Annotated in this window: 15 protein-coding genes and 1 pseudogene; 13 read left to right on the forward strand and 3 right to left on the reverse strand. The window is 44.7% G+C overall.

Annotated features, from left to right (window positions below):
* Window positions 1–7 precede the first annotated feature (7 nt).
* The 3 genes and pseudogenes from F8R13_RS01630 to F8R13_RS11790 all read left to right on the forward strand — a co-directional run bounded on the left by F8R13_RS01630 (window position 8) and on the right by F8R13_RS11790 (window position 1,887).
* Window positions 8–346 (forward strand): hypothetical protein, encoded by a 339-nt coding sequence (locus F8R13_RS01630; protein ID WP_152831593.1) that lies wholly within the window; start codon window positions 8–10, stop codon window positions 344–346.
* A gap of 8 nt (window positions 347–354) precedes the next feature.
* Window positions 355–519 (forward strand): annotated as a pseudogene (locus F8R13_RS11785) (GAF domain-containing protein); the annotation flags it as partial.
* A gap of 84 nt (window positions 520–603) precedes the next feature.
* Window positions 604–1,887, forward strand: coding sequence for a putative bifunctional diguanylate cyclase/phosphodiesterase (locus tag F8R13_RS11790; RefSeq protein WP_371414897.1), 1,284 nt, complete (start codon window positions 604–606; stop codon window positions 1,885–1,887).
* Window positions 1,888–1,896: 9 nt separating this feature from the next.
* Here F8R13_RS11790 and F8R13_RS01640 read toward each other — a convergent pair whose 3' ends face one another.
* Window positions 1,897–2,703 carry an outer membrane protein assembly factor BamD gene (locus tag F8R13_RS01640; RefSeq protein ID WP_253806292.1) on the reverse strand — a complete coding sequence of 269 codons (807 nt, stop codon included), beginning with the start codon at window positions 2,701–2,703 and terminating at the stop codon, window positions 1,897–1,899.
* 147 nt (window positions 2,704–2,850) lie between these two features.
* On the opposite strand from F8R13_RS01640, the gene rluD reads away from it, so the two are divergent.
* On the forward strand, window positions 2,851–3,900 hold the full coding sequence (gene rluD / locus F8R13_RS01645) for a 23S rRNA pseudouridine(1911/1915/1917) synthase RluD (protein ID WP_152831595.1): 1,050 nt from the start codon (window positions 2,851–2,853) through the stop codon (window positions 3,898–3,900).
* Complete coding sequence (gene pgeF / locus F8R13_RS01650) at window positions 3,866–4,645, forward strand: peptidoglycan editing factor PgeF (RefSeq protein WP_216642575.1); 780 nt, start codon at window positions 3,866–3,868, stop codon at window positions 4,643–4,645. Before rluD ends, pgeF begins: the two co-directional genes overlap by 35 nt.
* Before the next feature lie 18 nt (window positions 4,646–4,663).
* Here pgeF and F8R13_RS01655 read toward each other — a convergent pair whose 3' ends face one another.
* Window positions 4,664–6,655 (reverse strand): monovalent cation:proton antiporter-2 (CPA2) family protein, encoded by a 1,992-nt coding sequence (locus tag F8R13_RS01655; RefSeq protein ID WP_152831596.1) that lies wholly within the window; start codon window positions 6,653–6,655, stop codon window positions 4,664–4,666.
* A gap of 167 nt (window positions 6,656–6,822) precedes the next feature.
* A complete protein-coding gene (gene nadC, locus F8R13_RS01660; protein ID WP_152831597.1) occupies window positions 6,823–7,665 on the reverse strand; it encodes a carboxylating nicotinate-nucleotide diphosphorylase in 843 nt (280 codons plus the stop codon).
* Window positions 7,666–7,894: 229 nt separating this feature from the next.
* Between nadC and ampD the strand changes: the two genes are divergently transcribed.
* The 8 genes from ampD to alr all read left to right on the forward strand — a co-directional run bounded on the left by ampD (window position 7,895) and on the right by alr (window position 14,570).
* On the forward strand, window positions 7,895–8,455 hold the full coding sequence (ampD, locus tag F8R13_RS01665) for a 1,6-anhydro-N-acetylmuramyl-L-alanine amidase AmpD (RefSeq protein WP_172967666.1): 561 nt from the start codon (window positions 7,895–7,897) through the stop codon (window positions 8,453–8,455).
* 426 nt (window positions 8,456–8,881) lie between these two features.
* Complete coding sequence (locus F8R13_RS01675; protein ID WP_152831599.1) at window positions 8,882–9,397, forward strand: flavodoxin; 516 nt, start codon at window positions 8,882–8,884, stop codon at window positions 9,395–9,397.
* A 265-nt stretch (window positions 9,398–9,662) separates the two neighbouring features.
* Window positions 9,663–10,016: a 30S ribosomal protein S6 gene (gene rpsF / locus F8R13_RS01680; protein WP_152831600.1), complete on the forward strand. Its 354-nt coding sequence runs from the start codon at window positions 9,663–9,665 to the stop codon at window positions 10,014–10,016.
* Entirely contained in the window at window positions 10,009–10,236 is a 228-nt protein-coding gene (gene rpsR, locus F8R13_RS01685; RefSeq protein ID WP_152831601.1) for a 30S ribosomal protein S18, read from the forward strand. The genes rpsF and rpsR overlap by 8 nt, the downstream gene beginning before the upstream one ends.
* Before the next feature lie 31 nt (window positions 10,237–10,267).
* Window positions 10,268–11,155 (forward strand): DUF2232 domain-containing protein, encoded by an 888-nt coding sequence (locus F8R13_RS01690; protein ID WP_152831602.1) that lies wholly within the window; start codon window positions 10,268–10,270, stop codon window positions 11,153–11,155.
* 21 nt (window positions 11,156–11,176) lie between these two features.
* Entirely contained in the window at window positions 11,177–11,629 is a 453-nt protein-coding gene (rplI, locus tag F8R13_RS01695) for a 50S ribosomal protein L9 (protein WP_152831603.1), read from the forward strand.
* A gap of 220 nt (window positions 11,630–11,849) precedes the next feature.
* On the forward strand, window positions 11,850–13,274 hold the full coding sequence (dnaB, locus tag F8R13_RS01700; RefSeq protein ID WP_152831604.1) for a replicative DNA helicase: 1,425 nt from the start codon (window positions 11,850–11,852) through the stop codon (window positions 13,272–13,274).
* Between the two features lie 210 nt (window positions 13,275–13,484).
* Window positions 13,485–14,570, forward strand: a complete 1,086-nt coding sequence (alr, locus tag F8R13_RS01705) for an alanine racemase (RefSeq protein ID WP_152831605.1) — start codon at window positions 13,485–13,487, stop codon at window positions 14,568–14,570.
* Window positions 14,571–14,584: the final 14 nt, after the last annotated feature.

A 14,584-nucleotide genomic window follows, 5' to 3' on the forward strand; every position in this document is an offset into this window, starting at 1 on the left:
TTTTGTTATGATCGACCAGATGGTTTCTAAGAGAACAATTCAGTATCTTAATGATCCACAGTGTCCGATCAATCCATCGGATTCGGTATCTCTAGAGCAAACAGAGCTGTTGTTACAGTTGCAACGTGATGTGCTCGAAGATATTGTCATAACCAGAAATGCTTACGAAGTAGTCGATAAAATCTGCAGGCTTGCAGAAGAAATCCTACCGAATTCGGTTGCTTCCGTAATGTTGTTAAAGCATGGCGAACTGTTTGTTTATTGTGCGCCTAGTGTTCCCCCAGAAGGTATTCGACGTCTGAATGGCTTGAAACCAGGACCAAATCGGGGTCTTGCGGAAACGTAGTCTATAGAGAAAAACCCGCCTTTGTAACCGATACCTTTACCGATGATCGCTGGAAAGATCTAATGCCTATTGCTCAAGATTTCGGCTTAAGAGCTTGCTGGTCAGTTCCTTTGAGAATTGAAAAAGATGAGTTGGTGGGAACCTTTGCACTAACCAGTTTCGAAACCCGTTCACCTTCGCTGTTTCATCGTCGCCTGCTCGATACCTGTAGTTTTTTAGTTAGTATTATTTTAAAACGCGAAAAGCTTGAAAAGCGCTTGGTTGATGCCGCCTATTTTGATTCTTTAACCAAATTATCCAACCGTGAAAAGTTGCAGGTGGATTTAAATACCTTCATGACACAAGGAAAAGAATTTGTTCTGGTTTTTGTTGGTTTGGATCGCTTCAAGTCGGTGAATGATACTTATGGTCATGAGACAGGGGACTATGTTTTATCACAAGTGGCCAAGCGTCTGTCCTCAAGTTGTAATATCGCGCTAGGTGTTTACCGCATTACAGGGGATGAGTTTGCCATTGCAATTGAAAGCCCTAGAAGCCTTCAGGCTTGTGAAGCCTTGGCTCAACAAATTGAAATCGTACTAAATCCTTCATTCAGTTTTAACGATGCAGAGTTTTTTATACGGGCATGTGCTGGGTTTGCTTATCCATTGGGCCCTGAAGATACGGTTTCCGAGTTGATGAGACGTGCCGATACGGCAATGTATGCAGCCAAAGAATGCAAAGATAAAAATTTTGCGGTATTTACGCCTGAAATGGCGGATAAGGTACAAGAGCAAGTTCAGCTTGAAAGGGATTTGCATAGAGCCATTAGAGATGATGAGTTTGAAGTGTTTTATCAACCTGTCATGGGCGGAGATGGTCAGTCTATCCATTCTATGGAAGCGTTGATTCGTTGGCACCATCCTCAGAAAGGATTGATTGCGCCAAACGTATTTATTCCCTTGGCAGAAGAAGCAGGTTTAATCCCTCAAATTTCTTGTTTAGTGGTTGAGCATGCGTTGAAGTTCATGAGCAACCTTAAGGCTAAAAACCTACCTTTACACCGTGTTTCAATTAACCTGTCAGGTCGAGAGTTTAATCATAAGCATATCAATGAATTGATGAGTTTGATCGAGGATCAAGGTTTGACGGGATACTTTGAATTCGAATTGTTGGAAAGTTATTTGATGGAAAATGCGGAGGAGGTTATCTCCTTGCTGGATTCTGTCAGAAAACGTGGCATCAGCATTGCGATTGACGATTTTGGAACAGGGTATTCATCCCTCAGTTACTTGAAGAAGTTTCCGGTAGATAAAATTAAAATTGATCAGTCTTTGGTGAAGGATATTGTATTTGACCATAACGACCTGGAAATCAGTAAGGCAGTTGTTGCCATGGCGCGAAGCTTGGGCTTAAGCGTGGTTGCAGAAGGGGTGGAGACTGAGGCACATAGCCTGTTATTGTCTGAGCTGGGGGTTGATTATCTTCAGGGCTACTTCTTTTCGAAGCCGGTTCCTGCTTCTGAAATGGAAGTCTTTCTTCACAATTCAAAAACCATCTAAGTACGGCGTTTAGCTGTCGTCTTGACCCGCGTTATCTTGCGCTGAATTTTTATCGCGCTGACGGTTAAAGTCGATGACTTTTTGGACGTCATCCATATTGGTTTTCATGCCCAGTTTTTGGTAACTGTCTCTCATGAGAACCAAAGAATCCATGTTAACCATTGATCTGGGGTAGTTGGAGATAACCAGCCTTGCGCGGTTCGCTGCAGCCAAGTAAGCCTTACGCTTGTAGTAATAAGTGGCTACCTGATATTCGTGGCGCGCTAAGCGGTTGCGTAGAATAATCAAACGTTTTCTGGAGGCAGCTGCGTATTTGCTGGTTGGAAAGCGGCTAATCAACTCCATGTAATCTTGATAAGCATCTTCAGTTGAAGCCATGTCTCGATAAGCCGGGTCGGTCAACCAGCTATCAAACCAACTTTTATTGATGGAATCTGCTGCTAGCGCTTTCAGGTAAAGTGCATAGGGAATAGCGCGATGTTTAGGGTATAGGCGAATGAATTCGCTTAATTCACGTTTAGCGGATTCTGGTTCATCATATTTATAGTAAGCATAGGCAAGCTCTAGGTAAGACTGCTCAGCATATTTTCCGTAAGGGAAGTAGGACTGCAATTTCTCATAATACTTGATTGCGGTTTCCCACTGCTCGCTGTTATAGGCTTCTTTTGCGTGGTCGTAGAACTCTTTAACCGTCCACTGGGATTCGTCTTTTTCAACTAATGAAGAGCAACCGTTTAGTGTAAAAACGGAAAGCAACAGAGAAAGAATGAGAAAATTTTTCAACGGTCTGCGGAAACGCATCGATAGTGAGTTCATTTAGTCTAGTTGGTTAGAATTCGGTTAGAATATGCAAAACACAAATTATAGCACAGGCTAAAAATAGTCATAGACTATTCGGTGCCTCTTAATAACTTTGTCATGATGTATCGAATAATAAGCTATTGGATGTAAGAAGGAACGACTTTGACGCAACAAGAATTGACAACCACCATTCCGTTAGACAAGATTTCATCCCGTTTGGATGCGGTGCTTGCGGAGCTGTATCCAGATTATTCTCGTAATAGAATTCAGGATTGGATCAAAGCAGGTAATGTAACTTTGGATGGCACTATTCAGAAGAAGCCGAATTTCAAAGTATTGGGTGGCGAAAAGGTCGTTTTGCAGGCAGAACTGGACGATGAAGTTGTTTATGAAGCTCAAGAAATGGAGCTGGATATTGTTTACGAAGATAACGATATCCTAGTCATCAACAAGCCAGTAGGCATGGTAGTTCATCCCGGCGCAGGCAATCCAGACGGTACTTTGTTGAATGGCTTGCTGTTTTACGCACCAGCGCTGCGAGAAGTGCCAAGGGCGGGGATTGTCCACCGCTTGGACAAAGATACATCCGGCCTGATGGTGGTGGCAAAAACAGTGCCTGCCCAGACGCACTTGGTTGAACAGCTTCAACGACATGCGGTGGAGCGCGTTTATGATGCCGTTGTGGTTGGAAAGGTTATTTCCGGTGGAAAAGTAACCAAAAACATTGGTAGACACCCAACTGATCGTAAGCGTATGGCTGCTTTGAATGTTGGGGGGAAAACAGCGGTCTCTCATTATCGCGTGTTGGAACGTTTTCGAGAGCATACCCATGTTCGCGTTCAATTAGAAACAGGTCGCACTCACCAGATTCGTGTTCATATGTCTTCCATCGGTTTCCCTTTGGTGGGTGATCCGGTTTATGGTGGGCGCCTTCGCATTCCAAAAAGCATGATGCCGGAGTTTGTCGATTATCTTCGTAATTTCAAACGTCAGGCATTGCATGCAGGAATGCTGAGTTTGACTCATCCGATTAGCGGTAAGCTGATGAAGTGGAAAGCGCAGATGCCTGACGATATGCTGGATCTGATCGATATGCTTCGGGATGATATGGATGACTTCCAAGCTCAGTTTCATGGTTATGACGAATATGATTACGACTATGATAACGGTGTAGAGGTTGAGTGGGTCACCGATGCCGATATTGCAGATTGAGCATTTAACGCTTGTCCAACCAAATTGGACAGTTTCCCATAAAGTAAAAGCTTTCTGCACCACTCGCTTGTCCGGGCGTAGCGAAGGCGTTTACGACTCTTTTAATCTCGCAACCCATGTCGATGACGATGTAGCCGCTGTGCAAGCGAATCGTCAAACACTAAAAGAAACACTCAATCTTCCTTCAAAGCCCTTTTGGCTAGATCAGCAACATACAACTGTAGCAGTCGCATTTTCAGAAGAACTAAGCGCACAGAAGCCAGTAGCCGACGCAGCTTGGACACAGAAAAAGGGGCAAGTGTTAACGGTGATGACAGCCGACTGTTTGCCAATTATCCTGGCAGATCATGATGCTTCAATTGTGGTTGCCATTCATGCCGGTTGGCGAGGCTTGGCAGAGGGTGTTATTGAGAAAACCCTAGCAAAACTCCCTGTTAAACCTGAAAGCTTGCAGGCATGGATAGGGCCTGCCATTTCACAGCGTTTTTTTGAGGTGGGTGGAGAAGTCTTGGATGCTTTCGTTGAAAAGCGAGTGGCTACATTGGACTTCTTCAAACAATCGGAATCAGATTCATCAAAGTACTTTGCAGATTTACCCAACCTGGCAGATTTTATCCTGCGTGAGTGTGGTGTCCGTGAAGTTTCTTTCAGTGGGTTGTGCAGCTATGATCAGCCGGAACTCTTTTACTCTTATCGCAGAGATGGTGAAACGGGTCGCATGGCGACCCTGATTTGGTTAGATTGATTACAGCTTGATTAAGCCTTATTTCAGGCCACTATTGATAAAGCTTTCACAACGTTCAATTTCTTCAGGAAGACCTTGAATAATTAAGGCATCGCCCACTCTGACCTTGGTTTTCGGATCAGGGTCGTCACCACGAACGTGTCCACGTTTGACGGATTTCAACATGACATTGAAGCTCTCACAATCCAATTCCTCAAGCGTCTTGCCGATCGCATAAGCAGATTCGTTGATATAAACCGACTGGATGATCTGTCCAGCTTGAGATTGATCAAAAGAGGGGATGTCTGTTTCACCCGGATAAAGCCCTTCTAATAGACCGTAGCGATTTTTGCGTGCTTCTCTGGTTTGTCTAATGACTTGGCTAGGTGGGTGACCTAGCATTAGCAGCAAGTGTGAGGCGAACATGATGCTGGACTCGAAGGTATCTGGAATAACCTCGGTGGCACCTGCGGCAATCAACTCCTGTAAATGCGTGTCATCCTGCGTTCTTACCAATACTGGCAGGTCTGGCGCGACATGCTTCAATGTCTTAAGCGTTTTGATGACTGCATGGTAGTCATGAAAACTGATGATCGCGACTTTAGCATTGTGAATGTTGGTGGCATGCAGCACGCTTTCTTTAGCGGAATCTCCGAAATAAACCGGCTCACCACTTTGCGCGGCTTCCTGCACTCGACGTATATCCATGTCCAGCGCAACGAAAGGCTGGTGAGACTTTTCCAAAAATTTAGCGGTGGTTTGTCCCACGCGTCCAAAGCCCAAAATCACGACGTGATCCTTAAGGAATTTGGAGTCTTCCTCGATGGTTTTTTCGATGTCCGCGAAGTTGGAGCTGTAACTTTCCTTACAAACGGTTTTGGCAATGGTACCGTTGAATTTGATGATGAAAGGCGAGGCGATCATGCTCAATACGGCAGAGGTCAGTACAATCTGACTGAGCTCCAAAGGAAGTAGGTTGTTGGATAGGGCTAGCGTAACCAACACCAAACCGAACTCGCCAACTTGTCCCAGTGAAAGCGCTGTTCTTAAAGCAACACCTTCAGGGTGTTTTGCATACTTCATGACAAAGAAGATCGCAGTCACTTTTAGCAGGATGATACCAAACGTGATTAGAACGACGGAAACAAAATGCTCCAATACCAGCTCTGGAGAAATAATCATCCCCACGGTAATGAAGAACAATCCAAGTAAAATGTCTTGGAACGGGCGAATGTCAGCCTCTATTTGGTGGCGATACTCGGTCTCGCCCAGCATCATCCCCGCCATGAATGCACCCAGGGTCATGGAGATACCCATCTCTTCGGTAAAAGCTGCGGCAGCCAGTACCATGGTCAAAACCGTTAGCGTGAACAGCTCTTGTGATTTTGACGACGCCACTTCATGAAAAATAGGGCGCAGGATATAGCGTCCCACTAATAGAATGACAACAACAACGATCAAGCCTTTTACTAGCGCAACACCCAGTTCCGCAGCCAAGCCATCACCCGTTGCTGACGCCAATGCTGGAATCAATATCAGTAAAGGAATGGCCATGATGTCTTGAAAGATCAAGATACCAACCGTTGCTCGACCATGACGTGTTTGAATTTCGGATTGCTCTGTGAGCTGCTTGATGACAATTGCGGTTGAAGATAGTGCGAAGGCACTGGCAATAACGAAGCTGGCCTCAAAATTCAGTCCAAAACCGAAGTGAGACACCAGATAAACCACGAGACCCGTCACGAAAACCTGCATCGCGCCCAACCCGAAAACGGCTTTTCGCATCGCGATCATCTGCGACAAAGAGAATTCCAATCCTATGGCGAACAACAGGAAAACCACCCCGAACTCGGCGAGAAACTTAACGTTCTCTTCGCTGTGGATAAACCCAAGTCCAAAAGGACCGACGACCACACCGACGGCAATATAGTTCAGAATTGCCGGGATATGGGCTCTGCGGGAAATAGAAATCAGCACGACCGTTAAAATCAGAATCGAGACGATTTTAACGAACATATGTTGATCGGCCATAAAGATGTTTTTCCTAGTTTAATGGTTTGCAAATGTAATTAAGCTGATTTTAACTTTATCACTTAATGTATTGATTACTAAAGATAATGTCAAAAATTACCGTCTTGGAACGGTTTATATTGTGCTAAGTTAGGTCTGTGCGTTAAGTATTTATCAGTAAGAATGAGTTACAAGAACTCGAATCGCATAGATAAATCCACGGCACGAATATTTTTTGTAATGGCACCGGTAGAAATAAAATCAACTTGCGTACTGGCAAGTGTAGACAGTTGTTCCAACTCGACATTGCCCGAAACTTCCAGTTTGGCTTGCCCGTGGTTTATTTGAACCGCCTCGTGAATCATCTCAACATTGAAGTTATCCAGCATGATGATATCCGCGCCTGCTTCCAAGGCTTGCTTGACCTCATCCAATGTCTCGGTTTCAACTTCGACTGTGGTGTTTGGGTATAACTGCTTGGCGGAGCGCACCGCGTTTTGAATGCCATGTGCTGCCATGATATGGTTTTCTTTCAATAAGATAGCATCATACAATCCAATTCTATGGTTTCTACCACCGCCACAGTGTACCGCATATTTTTGCGCCAATCGTAAGCCCGGTAGTGTTTTTCGTGTATCCAATAATTGTGTACGAGAGCCGTTTAGTTTTTCAACATAACGCGCAGTTTCCGTCGCCGTTGCTGAAAGTGTTTGCAAAAAGTTCAAAGCACTTCGTTCGCCGGATAGTAAGATTCTGGCATTGCCATTCAACTCGCACAATAGACTACCGGCCTTAACAGAGTCGCCTTCTTTACAATGCCAAACGATTTCGGTTGCCGGGTCCAGGTGCTTGAAAACGGCATCAAACCAAGGTCTTCCACAAATAACGGCATCTTCCTTGGTGATGATGCGTGCCTTGGCTTGTTGCAGTTCATCAATGAGAGAAGCACTTAAATCGCCGGTGGCAATGTCTTCTTTTAATGCTGTTTCAATATTTAGCTCAAGGTGTTGGAAGTAATCTAATTCTGACATGAAGTTATTGTGTGTAAGTTGTTTTGGATTATTGTACCTGAGAAGGACGATGAATACTGATTTTGAGCACGGGAAGCCGAAAATATTTTACATTTAAATGAATCCGTTTTTTTGCATGTAAAGTAAAAGTGTGAACCGCGTTGTGCAAGTGGTGAATCAGTGAAAGTTACCAAAGAAAACAACTCTGTGTAAAATGGATGTTTTAAATCCTGTATCTAAAAAGTTTGGAATGGTATTGAAAGTAGACTTGGAAACCGGCTTGTTAAATCAGGCCAATTTTGTTCCCAGCCCGAATTGCGATGAGCGTCCGGAAGGCACAGCTATTGAGCTGGTCGTGGTTCATGGAATCAGTCTGCCGCCTAGGCAATTTGGTGGGCAAGGTGTAGAGCAACTCTTTACCAATCAATTGAATCCAGAAGATGACCCTTATTACAAAACAATAGAGGGGTTGAAGGTTTCCGCTCATCTTTTCATTAATCGCAAAGGGGAGGTGACACAGTTTGTGCCTTTTCATCTGCGAGCATGGCATGCCGGGGTTTCTCGTTACCAAGCGCGAGATAAATGTAATGATTTTTCGATAGGCATTGAGCTGGAAGGGACGGATCACACCCCTTATACCGCATCGCAGTATTCTGCGCTGAAACAGGCGGTTCAGGCGATTATGGAAGCCTATCCCTCTATCCCTAAAGATGCAGTGACAGGGCATGAACATATCGCGCCCGGCAGAAAGACCGATCCGGGGCCTTATTTTATGTGGGCGGCAATACGGTCTTCAGGCGGAAAAGCTTAAAATATTAAGCGATCCAGCCGCCGTTGTTGTTTTTCTTTGATGGCGTGGAAGGCGGGTTGTCCTGCTTCGATTCAAACCGCATACAGGGTTCTCCCGAAGTTTCGTAGACCACGACGCTTGGCAATCTTTGGGTTTTAAACCCGAACGCACGACACCCCTTGGGTTTAGCAGTATCCCAAGTGACAAAAAAGTGTCGGCATTTAAAACAATCTACCGGCTCAAAGTTTGAATCTGGATTAACCTTACTCATTCTGTGGTATAAATTTTTTTAAGTCGCAATTAATAATTGTTATGCTAATATTCTGCAAAATTTGAAAGAAATGCTTTTAAATTAAATTCTAAAGCAAAGATTAAACACTGTGCATTGCTTATTGCATTTTATATTGTTTAAATTGAAATAATCTTAAATAAAAAAAGGGATTGATTATGGCTCAAGTCGGTCTTTTCTACGGTACTGATACTGGAAACACTGAACGTGTCGCGGATATGATTAAAGACAAAATCGGTGCAGACAAGGTTGATGTCTACGATATCGCTTCTGCAAGTGCTGCGGATTTTGCAAAATACGACAAAATTATTCTAGGTCAGCCGACTTGGTACTATGGTGAACTACAAAGTAGTTGGGATGACTTCTGGGAAGACTTCAAATCAGTCGATTTTACCAACAAGCAAGTGGCTTGTTTTGGTTTGGGTGACCAAGCCGACTACGCCGAATACTTCTTGGATGCGATGGGGCTGATGCATGATGTTGCATTAGAAAACGGCTCGATTCCAGCTGGTTATTGGTCAACTGACGGTTATCAGTTCGATGAATCAAAAGCGGTTACCGATGATGGTGAGTTCTTCGTTGGCTTGGCGATTGATGAAGATCAGCAGCCAGAAAAGACTGCTGAACGTGTTGACCAATGGGTTGATCAAATTAAGGAAGAAATGGCGCTTTAAGCGTTCATTCTTATGAAAATCTACCAGACCCCAACCTGGTAGATTTTTGCTTTTACCCATCGGTATCAAATTTCCCTTTCCTATAATCACTATCTTCTTGTTTTTTCTTAAAAAGCAGTGATTTTCGCTTGTTATTCCAATAAAAAGTCGTATAATTTCGCCCTTTCAGAGCATACTTATCTGAATTTCCTTGCTTCACTGGCCTGAATCCACATTGATTCGTGAGTTGGGAGGCTTTTTTATTAATCCATAAGGAGATCCATTAATGCGTCATTATGAAGTCGTGTTTTTAGTGCACCCTGATCAGAGTGAACAGGTGCCAGCAATGATCGAACGTTACCGTGCTCTAATCGAAGAAAAGGGTGGTGCTATCCACCGTTTGGAAGATTGGGGTCGTCGTCAACTAGCTTACCTTATCAACAAAGTCCACAAAGCGCATTACGTTCTAATGAACATCGAGTGTGATCAAGAGACTCTTAACGAGTTAGAAAACTTGTTCTACTACAACGATGCAGTTCTTCGTAATATGTTTATCAAGCGTAACGAAGCAGTTACAGAGCCTTCTGTAATGGCTAACTACAAAGAAGACAAGCGTAGAGGAGTTGAAAACAATGGCTAGAAATTTCGGAAGAAAAAAATTCTGTCGTTTTACTGCAGAAGGCGTTAAAGAAATCGACTACAAAGATTTAGATACTTTAAAAAGCTATATTACTGAAACAGGTAAAATCGTTCCAAGTCGTATCACTGGAACAAGCGCAAAATACCAACGTCAGCTTGCTACTGCTATCAAGCGTGCTCGTTACATTGCGTTGTTACCTTACACAGATCAGCATAAATAAGTTTGGCTGAAAGGAAACAATAGGAAGTCCTATGCTATTTATTGCTAACTATGTCATGAAGGGTCAACTTCCGGCCTACATAGCGACAGCAATTTTAGCGCTTTTGACCGTTTGGTTCGGTCCGGTGGGAATGTTACTTGGTGCGGTTATTGCACTGGTAACCTTGAGAGTCGGTTCTGGCGAAGGGTTAAAAGTTTTAACCGCAGCGGTAGCGATTAACTTGGTGGCAACACAAGCCTTTTTAGGCGCATCCTTGCCGGCGATAGTCTCTATTGCGGAGTATATGGTGCCGGTTTGGTTGATGGCGTGGGTGTTGAGAAGCACCAACTCATTGGCATCGGCACTGAGCTTAGGTATGTTAATGACCGGTGCAGTGGTCATCGCTTTCCATATGATGGTGGGTGATACAACTGCTTGGTGGTCGAACATGATGAATACGGCGTTATTGCCCTACGTGAAAGAAGCGGGGGTGGCTGCGCCGGCAGACTTGATTGCAACCATGTCAGAAGTGGCGACCATGTTGCTGGCCATGTTTATGGTCGTACTGTGGTTCTCTATCCTGCTATTGGGTAGATGGTGGCAAGGAAGGTTGTATCATCCTGGTCAATTTCAACAGGATTTTTATCAGGTTCGACTGCCTAAGAACTTGGCGTATTTGGCAGTGGTTTTGGCGATTGCTGGACTCGTGTTCAAGTCAGGAATGGTTCAGGACTTGTCCGGCGTGATGATGGCAGGGTTAATGTTCCCCGGCCTAGCGATTGCACACCATGCGGTAGCGGTTAAGAAAATGGGAAGTGGCTGGTTAGTTGGCCTTTACGTATTATTGTTTCTGTTTCCACAAACGATTTTGATTTTGGCGACAATAGGCTTGATAGATACTTGGTTAGATATCAGAAGCCGTTGGTCGCAAGATAGTTAAGATTAAATAGAGGTTTGAGCGATGAACGTTATTCTGCTTGAAAAAGTACAAAAACTAGGTGGCTTGGGTGACCAAGTGACTGTTAAATCTGGTTACGCGCGTAACTTCCTAATTCCACAAGGAAAAGCGAAGCCAGCAACTAAAGAAAACATTGCTGAGTTTGAAGCAATTCGTGCTGAGCTTGAAAAACAAGCTGCAGAAGCACTAGCTGCTGCACAAGCAATTTTCGAAAAAATGAACGGAACAGTTGTTTCTATCGAATCTGTTGCAGGTGACGAAGGGAAACTATTCGGTTCTGTTGGTACGGCTGACATTGCTGATGCATTGAAAGCAGCTGGTTTCGAAGTTGAGCGTAAAGCGGTACGTATGCCTGAGGGTTCACTACGTCACGTTGGTACTTTCGAAATCGATGTTGAGCTGCACTCTGATGTAGTTGCATCTATCACTGTTGAAGTTAAAGCTTCTGAAGCTTAATCTTTAATCAGTTGGTGATAAAGAAGCGAGGCATGTCCTCGCTTTTTTTATGTCTGAAATCCAGAGATCATTGCAAAAATCTGCCAGGTTGGGGGGCTGTCATGATGCAGTGCAAAATTCGGTAACAAGAGTCTCAAATTTTTTGTTACCGCGGTTATAATAGATTTTCTTTTTTATCCTCGAAATGGGATATATAAACCTATAGTAATTTTCAGAATCGATGGCAGAAGAATCCTTATTTAAAACCCCACCTCATTCCATAGAGTCAGAGCAGTCCGTTATCGGCGGCTTGATGCTTGATAATGAGAAGTATGAGGATGTTGCCGTCCAGTTGCATGAGCAGGATTTCTACACTCAGCAACACCAAATTATCTATGCGGCGATTACCCAGCTACATCAAGCCGGTAAGCCATTTGATTTGGTAACGGTTCTGGAAAAACTGCACTCCACTGGCAAGTTACAGGATGCGGGTGATAAGCAGTATTTGATGGACTTGGTGACGAATACGCCAGGTGCCGTTAATATTCATTTCTATGCGGATATTGTGCGTGAGAAAGCCATTCTCCGTTCATTGATTCACGCCTCCAATGAAATTTCCGAAGCCAGCTATTTTCCACAAGGTCGTGATGTTCGCGAGATATTGGATTTGTCCGAACGCAAAATCATGGGCATTGCCGAGCATGGTGCTGGTGAACAAAGAGAATACCAAACCCTTCCTTCCTTATTGAGTTCAGCGGTCAATACCATTGACCAGCGTTTCAATTCCGATGGTTCGATTACCGGTTTAGAAACCCATTTGGCTGAGTTTGACGGTGTGACGTCCGGTTTGCAAAATGGTGATTTGATTATCGTTGCCGGACGTCCTTCGATGGGTAAAACCACGTTTTCCATGAACCTCGCTGAAAATGCGGCGGTAAAAAGTGGCGCGCCAGTAGCGGTGTTCAGTATGGAGATGCCCGCTGAACAGTTGGTGCTGCGTATGATCAGCTCCATCGGGCATATCGATGCGGAAAGAATTCGTAAAGGGAATTTTGAGCCGGAAGATTTCACCAGCCTGAACCGCGCGGTGACGGTATTGTCGCAAGCCAAAATGTACATTGATGATACCCCTGCACTGATGATTACCGACCTAAGAGCGCGTGCCCGTCGCATTGATAAAGATATTCGTGACGAACAGTACAAACAGGCAGTAGCCGAAGGCAAAGAGAACCCGGAGAGTCATGTCACTGGGCTGGGTTTGGTGGTGATCGATTACTTGCAGCTGATGAGAGGTTCAACCAATACCGACAACCGAGTCAATGAGATTTCCGAAATTTCGCGTGGTTTAAAAGCCATTGCCAAAGAGCTGAATGTCCCTGTGATTGCCTTGTCCCAGTTGAGTCGTAACTTGGAGAACCGCCCGGACAAACGTCCAAAAATGGCGGATTTGAGGGAGTCGGGAGCCATCGAGCAGGATGCGGATTTGATCATCTTCATCTACCGTGATGAAGTCTATAATCCTGATACCCAAGACAAAGGTACCGCAGAAATTATCCTGGGCAAACACCGTAATGGTGCTTTGGCAAACGTGCGCTTGGCATTCCTTGGTAAGTACACCAAGTTCGAGAATTTCGCGCATATGGATTTGGATGATGACCCTTACTAAGAGAGCTTTGCACGAGATGGGTTCACAAATAAAAATGGTTAAAATTCACCTAGTTTTTGTTGCAAAACTTGCTAATAGCCAGCTATCAGCTGCGTTTTGCGTCTCAACCAGGCAAATTTTTCCTCATTTTTCTTTCGCGCCCCACTCGTGCAAAGCTCTCATTAAGTTAGCGATTCTTAAGTCAAACGCTTCAAAAACTTGGATAGTGATATGACGCTTTATCGTCCTGCGCAAGCCATCATCAATTTAGCCGCCTTGAAACATAATTTGCAGCAGGTGAGAAAGCTGGCGCCTAGCTCCAAGGTAATGGCAGTCATCAAAGCCAATGGTTACGGTCATGGTATCCAACGTGCGGCAAATGCACTTTCTGCCTGTGATGCCTATGGGGTCGCCTCTATTGATGAAGCGATTACGTTGCGTCAAGCCGGTTTCTTGCATCGCATTGTGTTACTGGAAGGGCTATTTTCCGAAGCGGAAGTCGTGCAAGCCATTAACCACCGACTGGACATTGCGGTACACGCATTTCATCAGTTGGACTGGTTGAAAACGTTGGATGCATCGCAACACATTTCCATTTGGTTGAAGTTTGATACCGGCATGCATCGCCTTGGATTTTATCCCGAAGACAGTGATGCGATTGCCGAGCGTTTATCTCAGTTGAAGTGTTCAAAGCAAATCCACTTGATGTCGCATTTCTCAAGTGCGGACACAGACGAAGCTTTTACCTTGAAGCAGTTTAATCGCCTGTTAGAAATTGATAAGCGTTTTCAAGCGCCCAAAAGCATTGCCAACTCTGCCGGCATACAACGCTTTCCTCAAACGCACATGGACTGGGTTCGCCCGGGCATTATGCTGTATGGCGGCAGCGCGGGTCTTGAAGGTTCAGATGAAACGGTAAATTTGAAACCGGCGATGGTACTTAAATCAAAAGTAATGAACCTGAAGTGGGTGGATGCTGGAGAAACCGTCGGTTACGGCAATACCTGGCAGGCAGAACAAAAAACACTTTTGGCGGTGGTCGCCGTTGGCTATGGCGACGGTTATCCAAGACATGCGCCGGCCGGAACACCAGTGTGGATTTGCGGCCGCAAAGTTCCGTTAGCCGGTAGGGTGTCGATGGATATGATTACCGTTGATGTCACCGAGATTGCCGACCAGATTCGCATGGGGGATGAAGCCATTCTTTGGGGTGAGGGCGTCACCGTTGATGAAGTGGCTGAAAAATGCGGCACCATCGGTTATGAGTTGTTATGTCAGGTAACGCCTCGTGTACCGCGCATAGAAATTGAAGCTTAAAAAAATTGAAGTTT

This window comes from Hydrogenovibrio sp. JE_KL2 (genome assembly GCF_009296185.1).
Classification (GTDB): domain Bacteria; phylum Pseudomonadota; class Gammaproteobacteria; order Thiomicrospirales; family Thiomicrospiraceae; genus Hydrogenovibrio.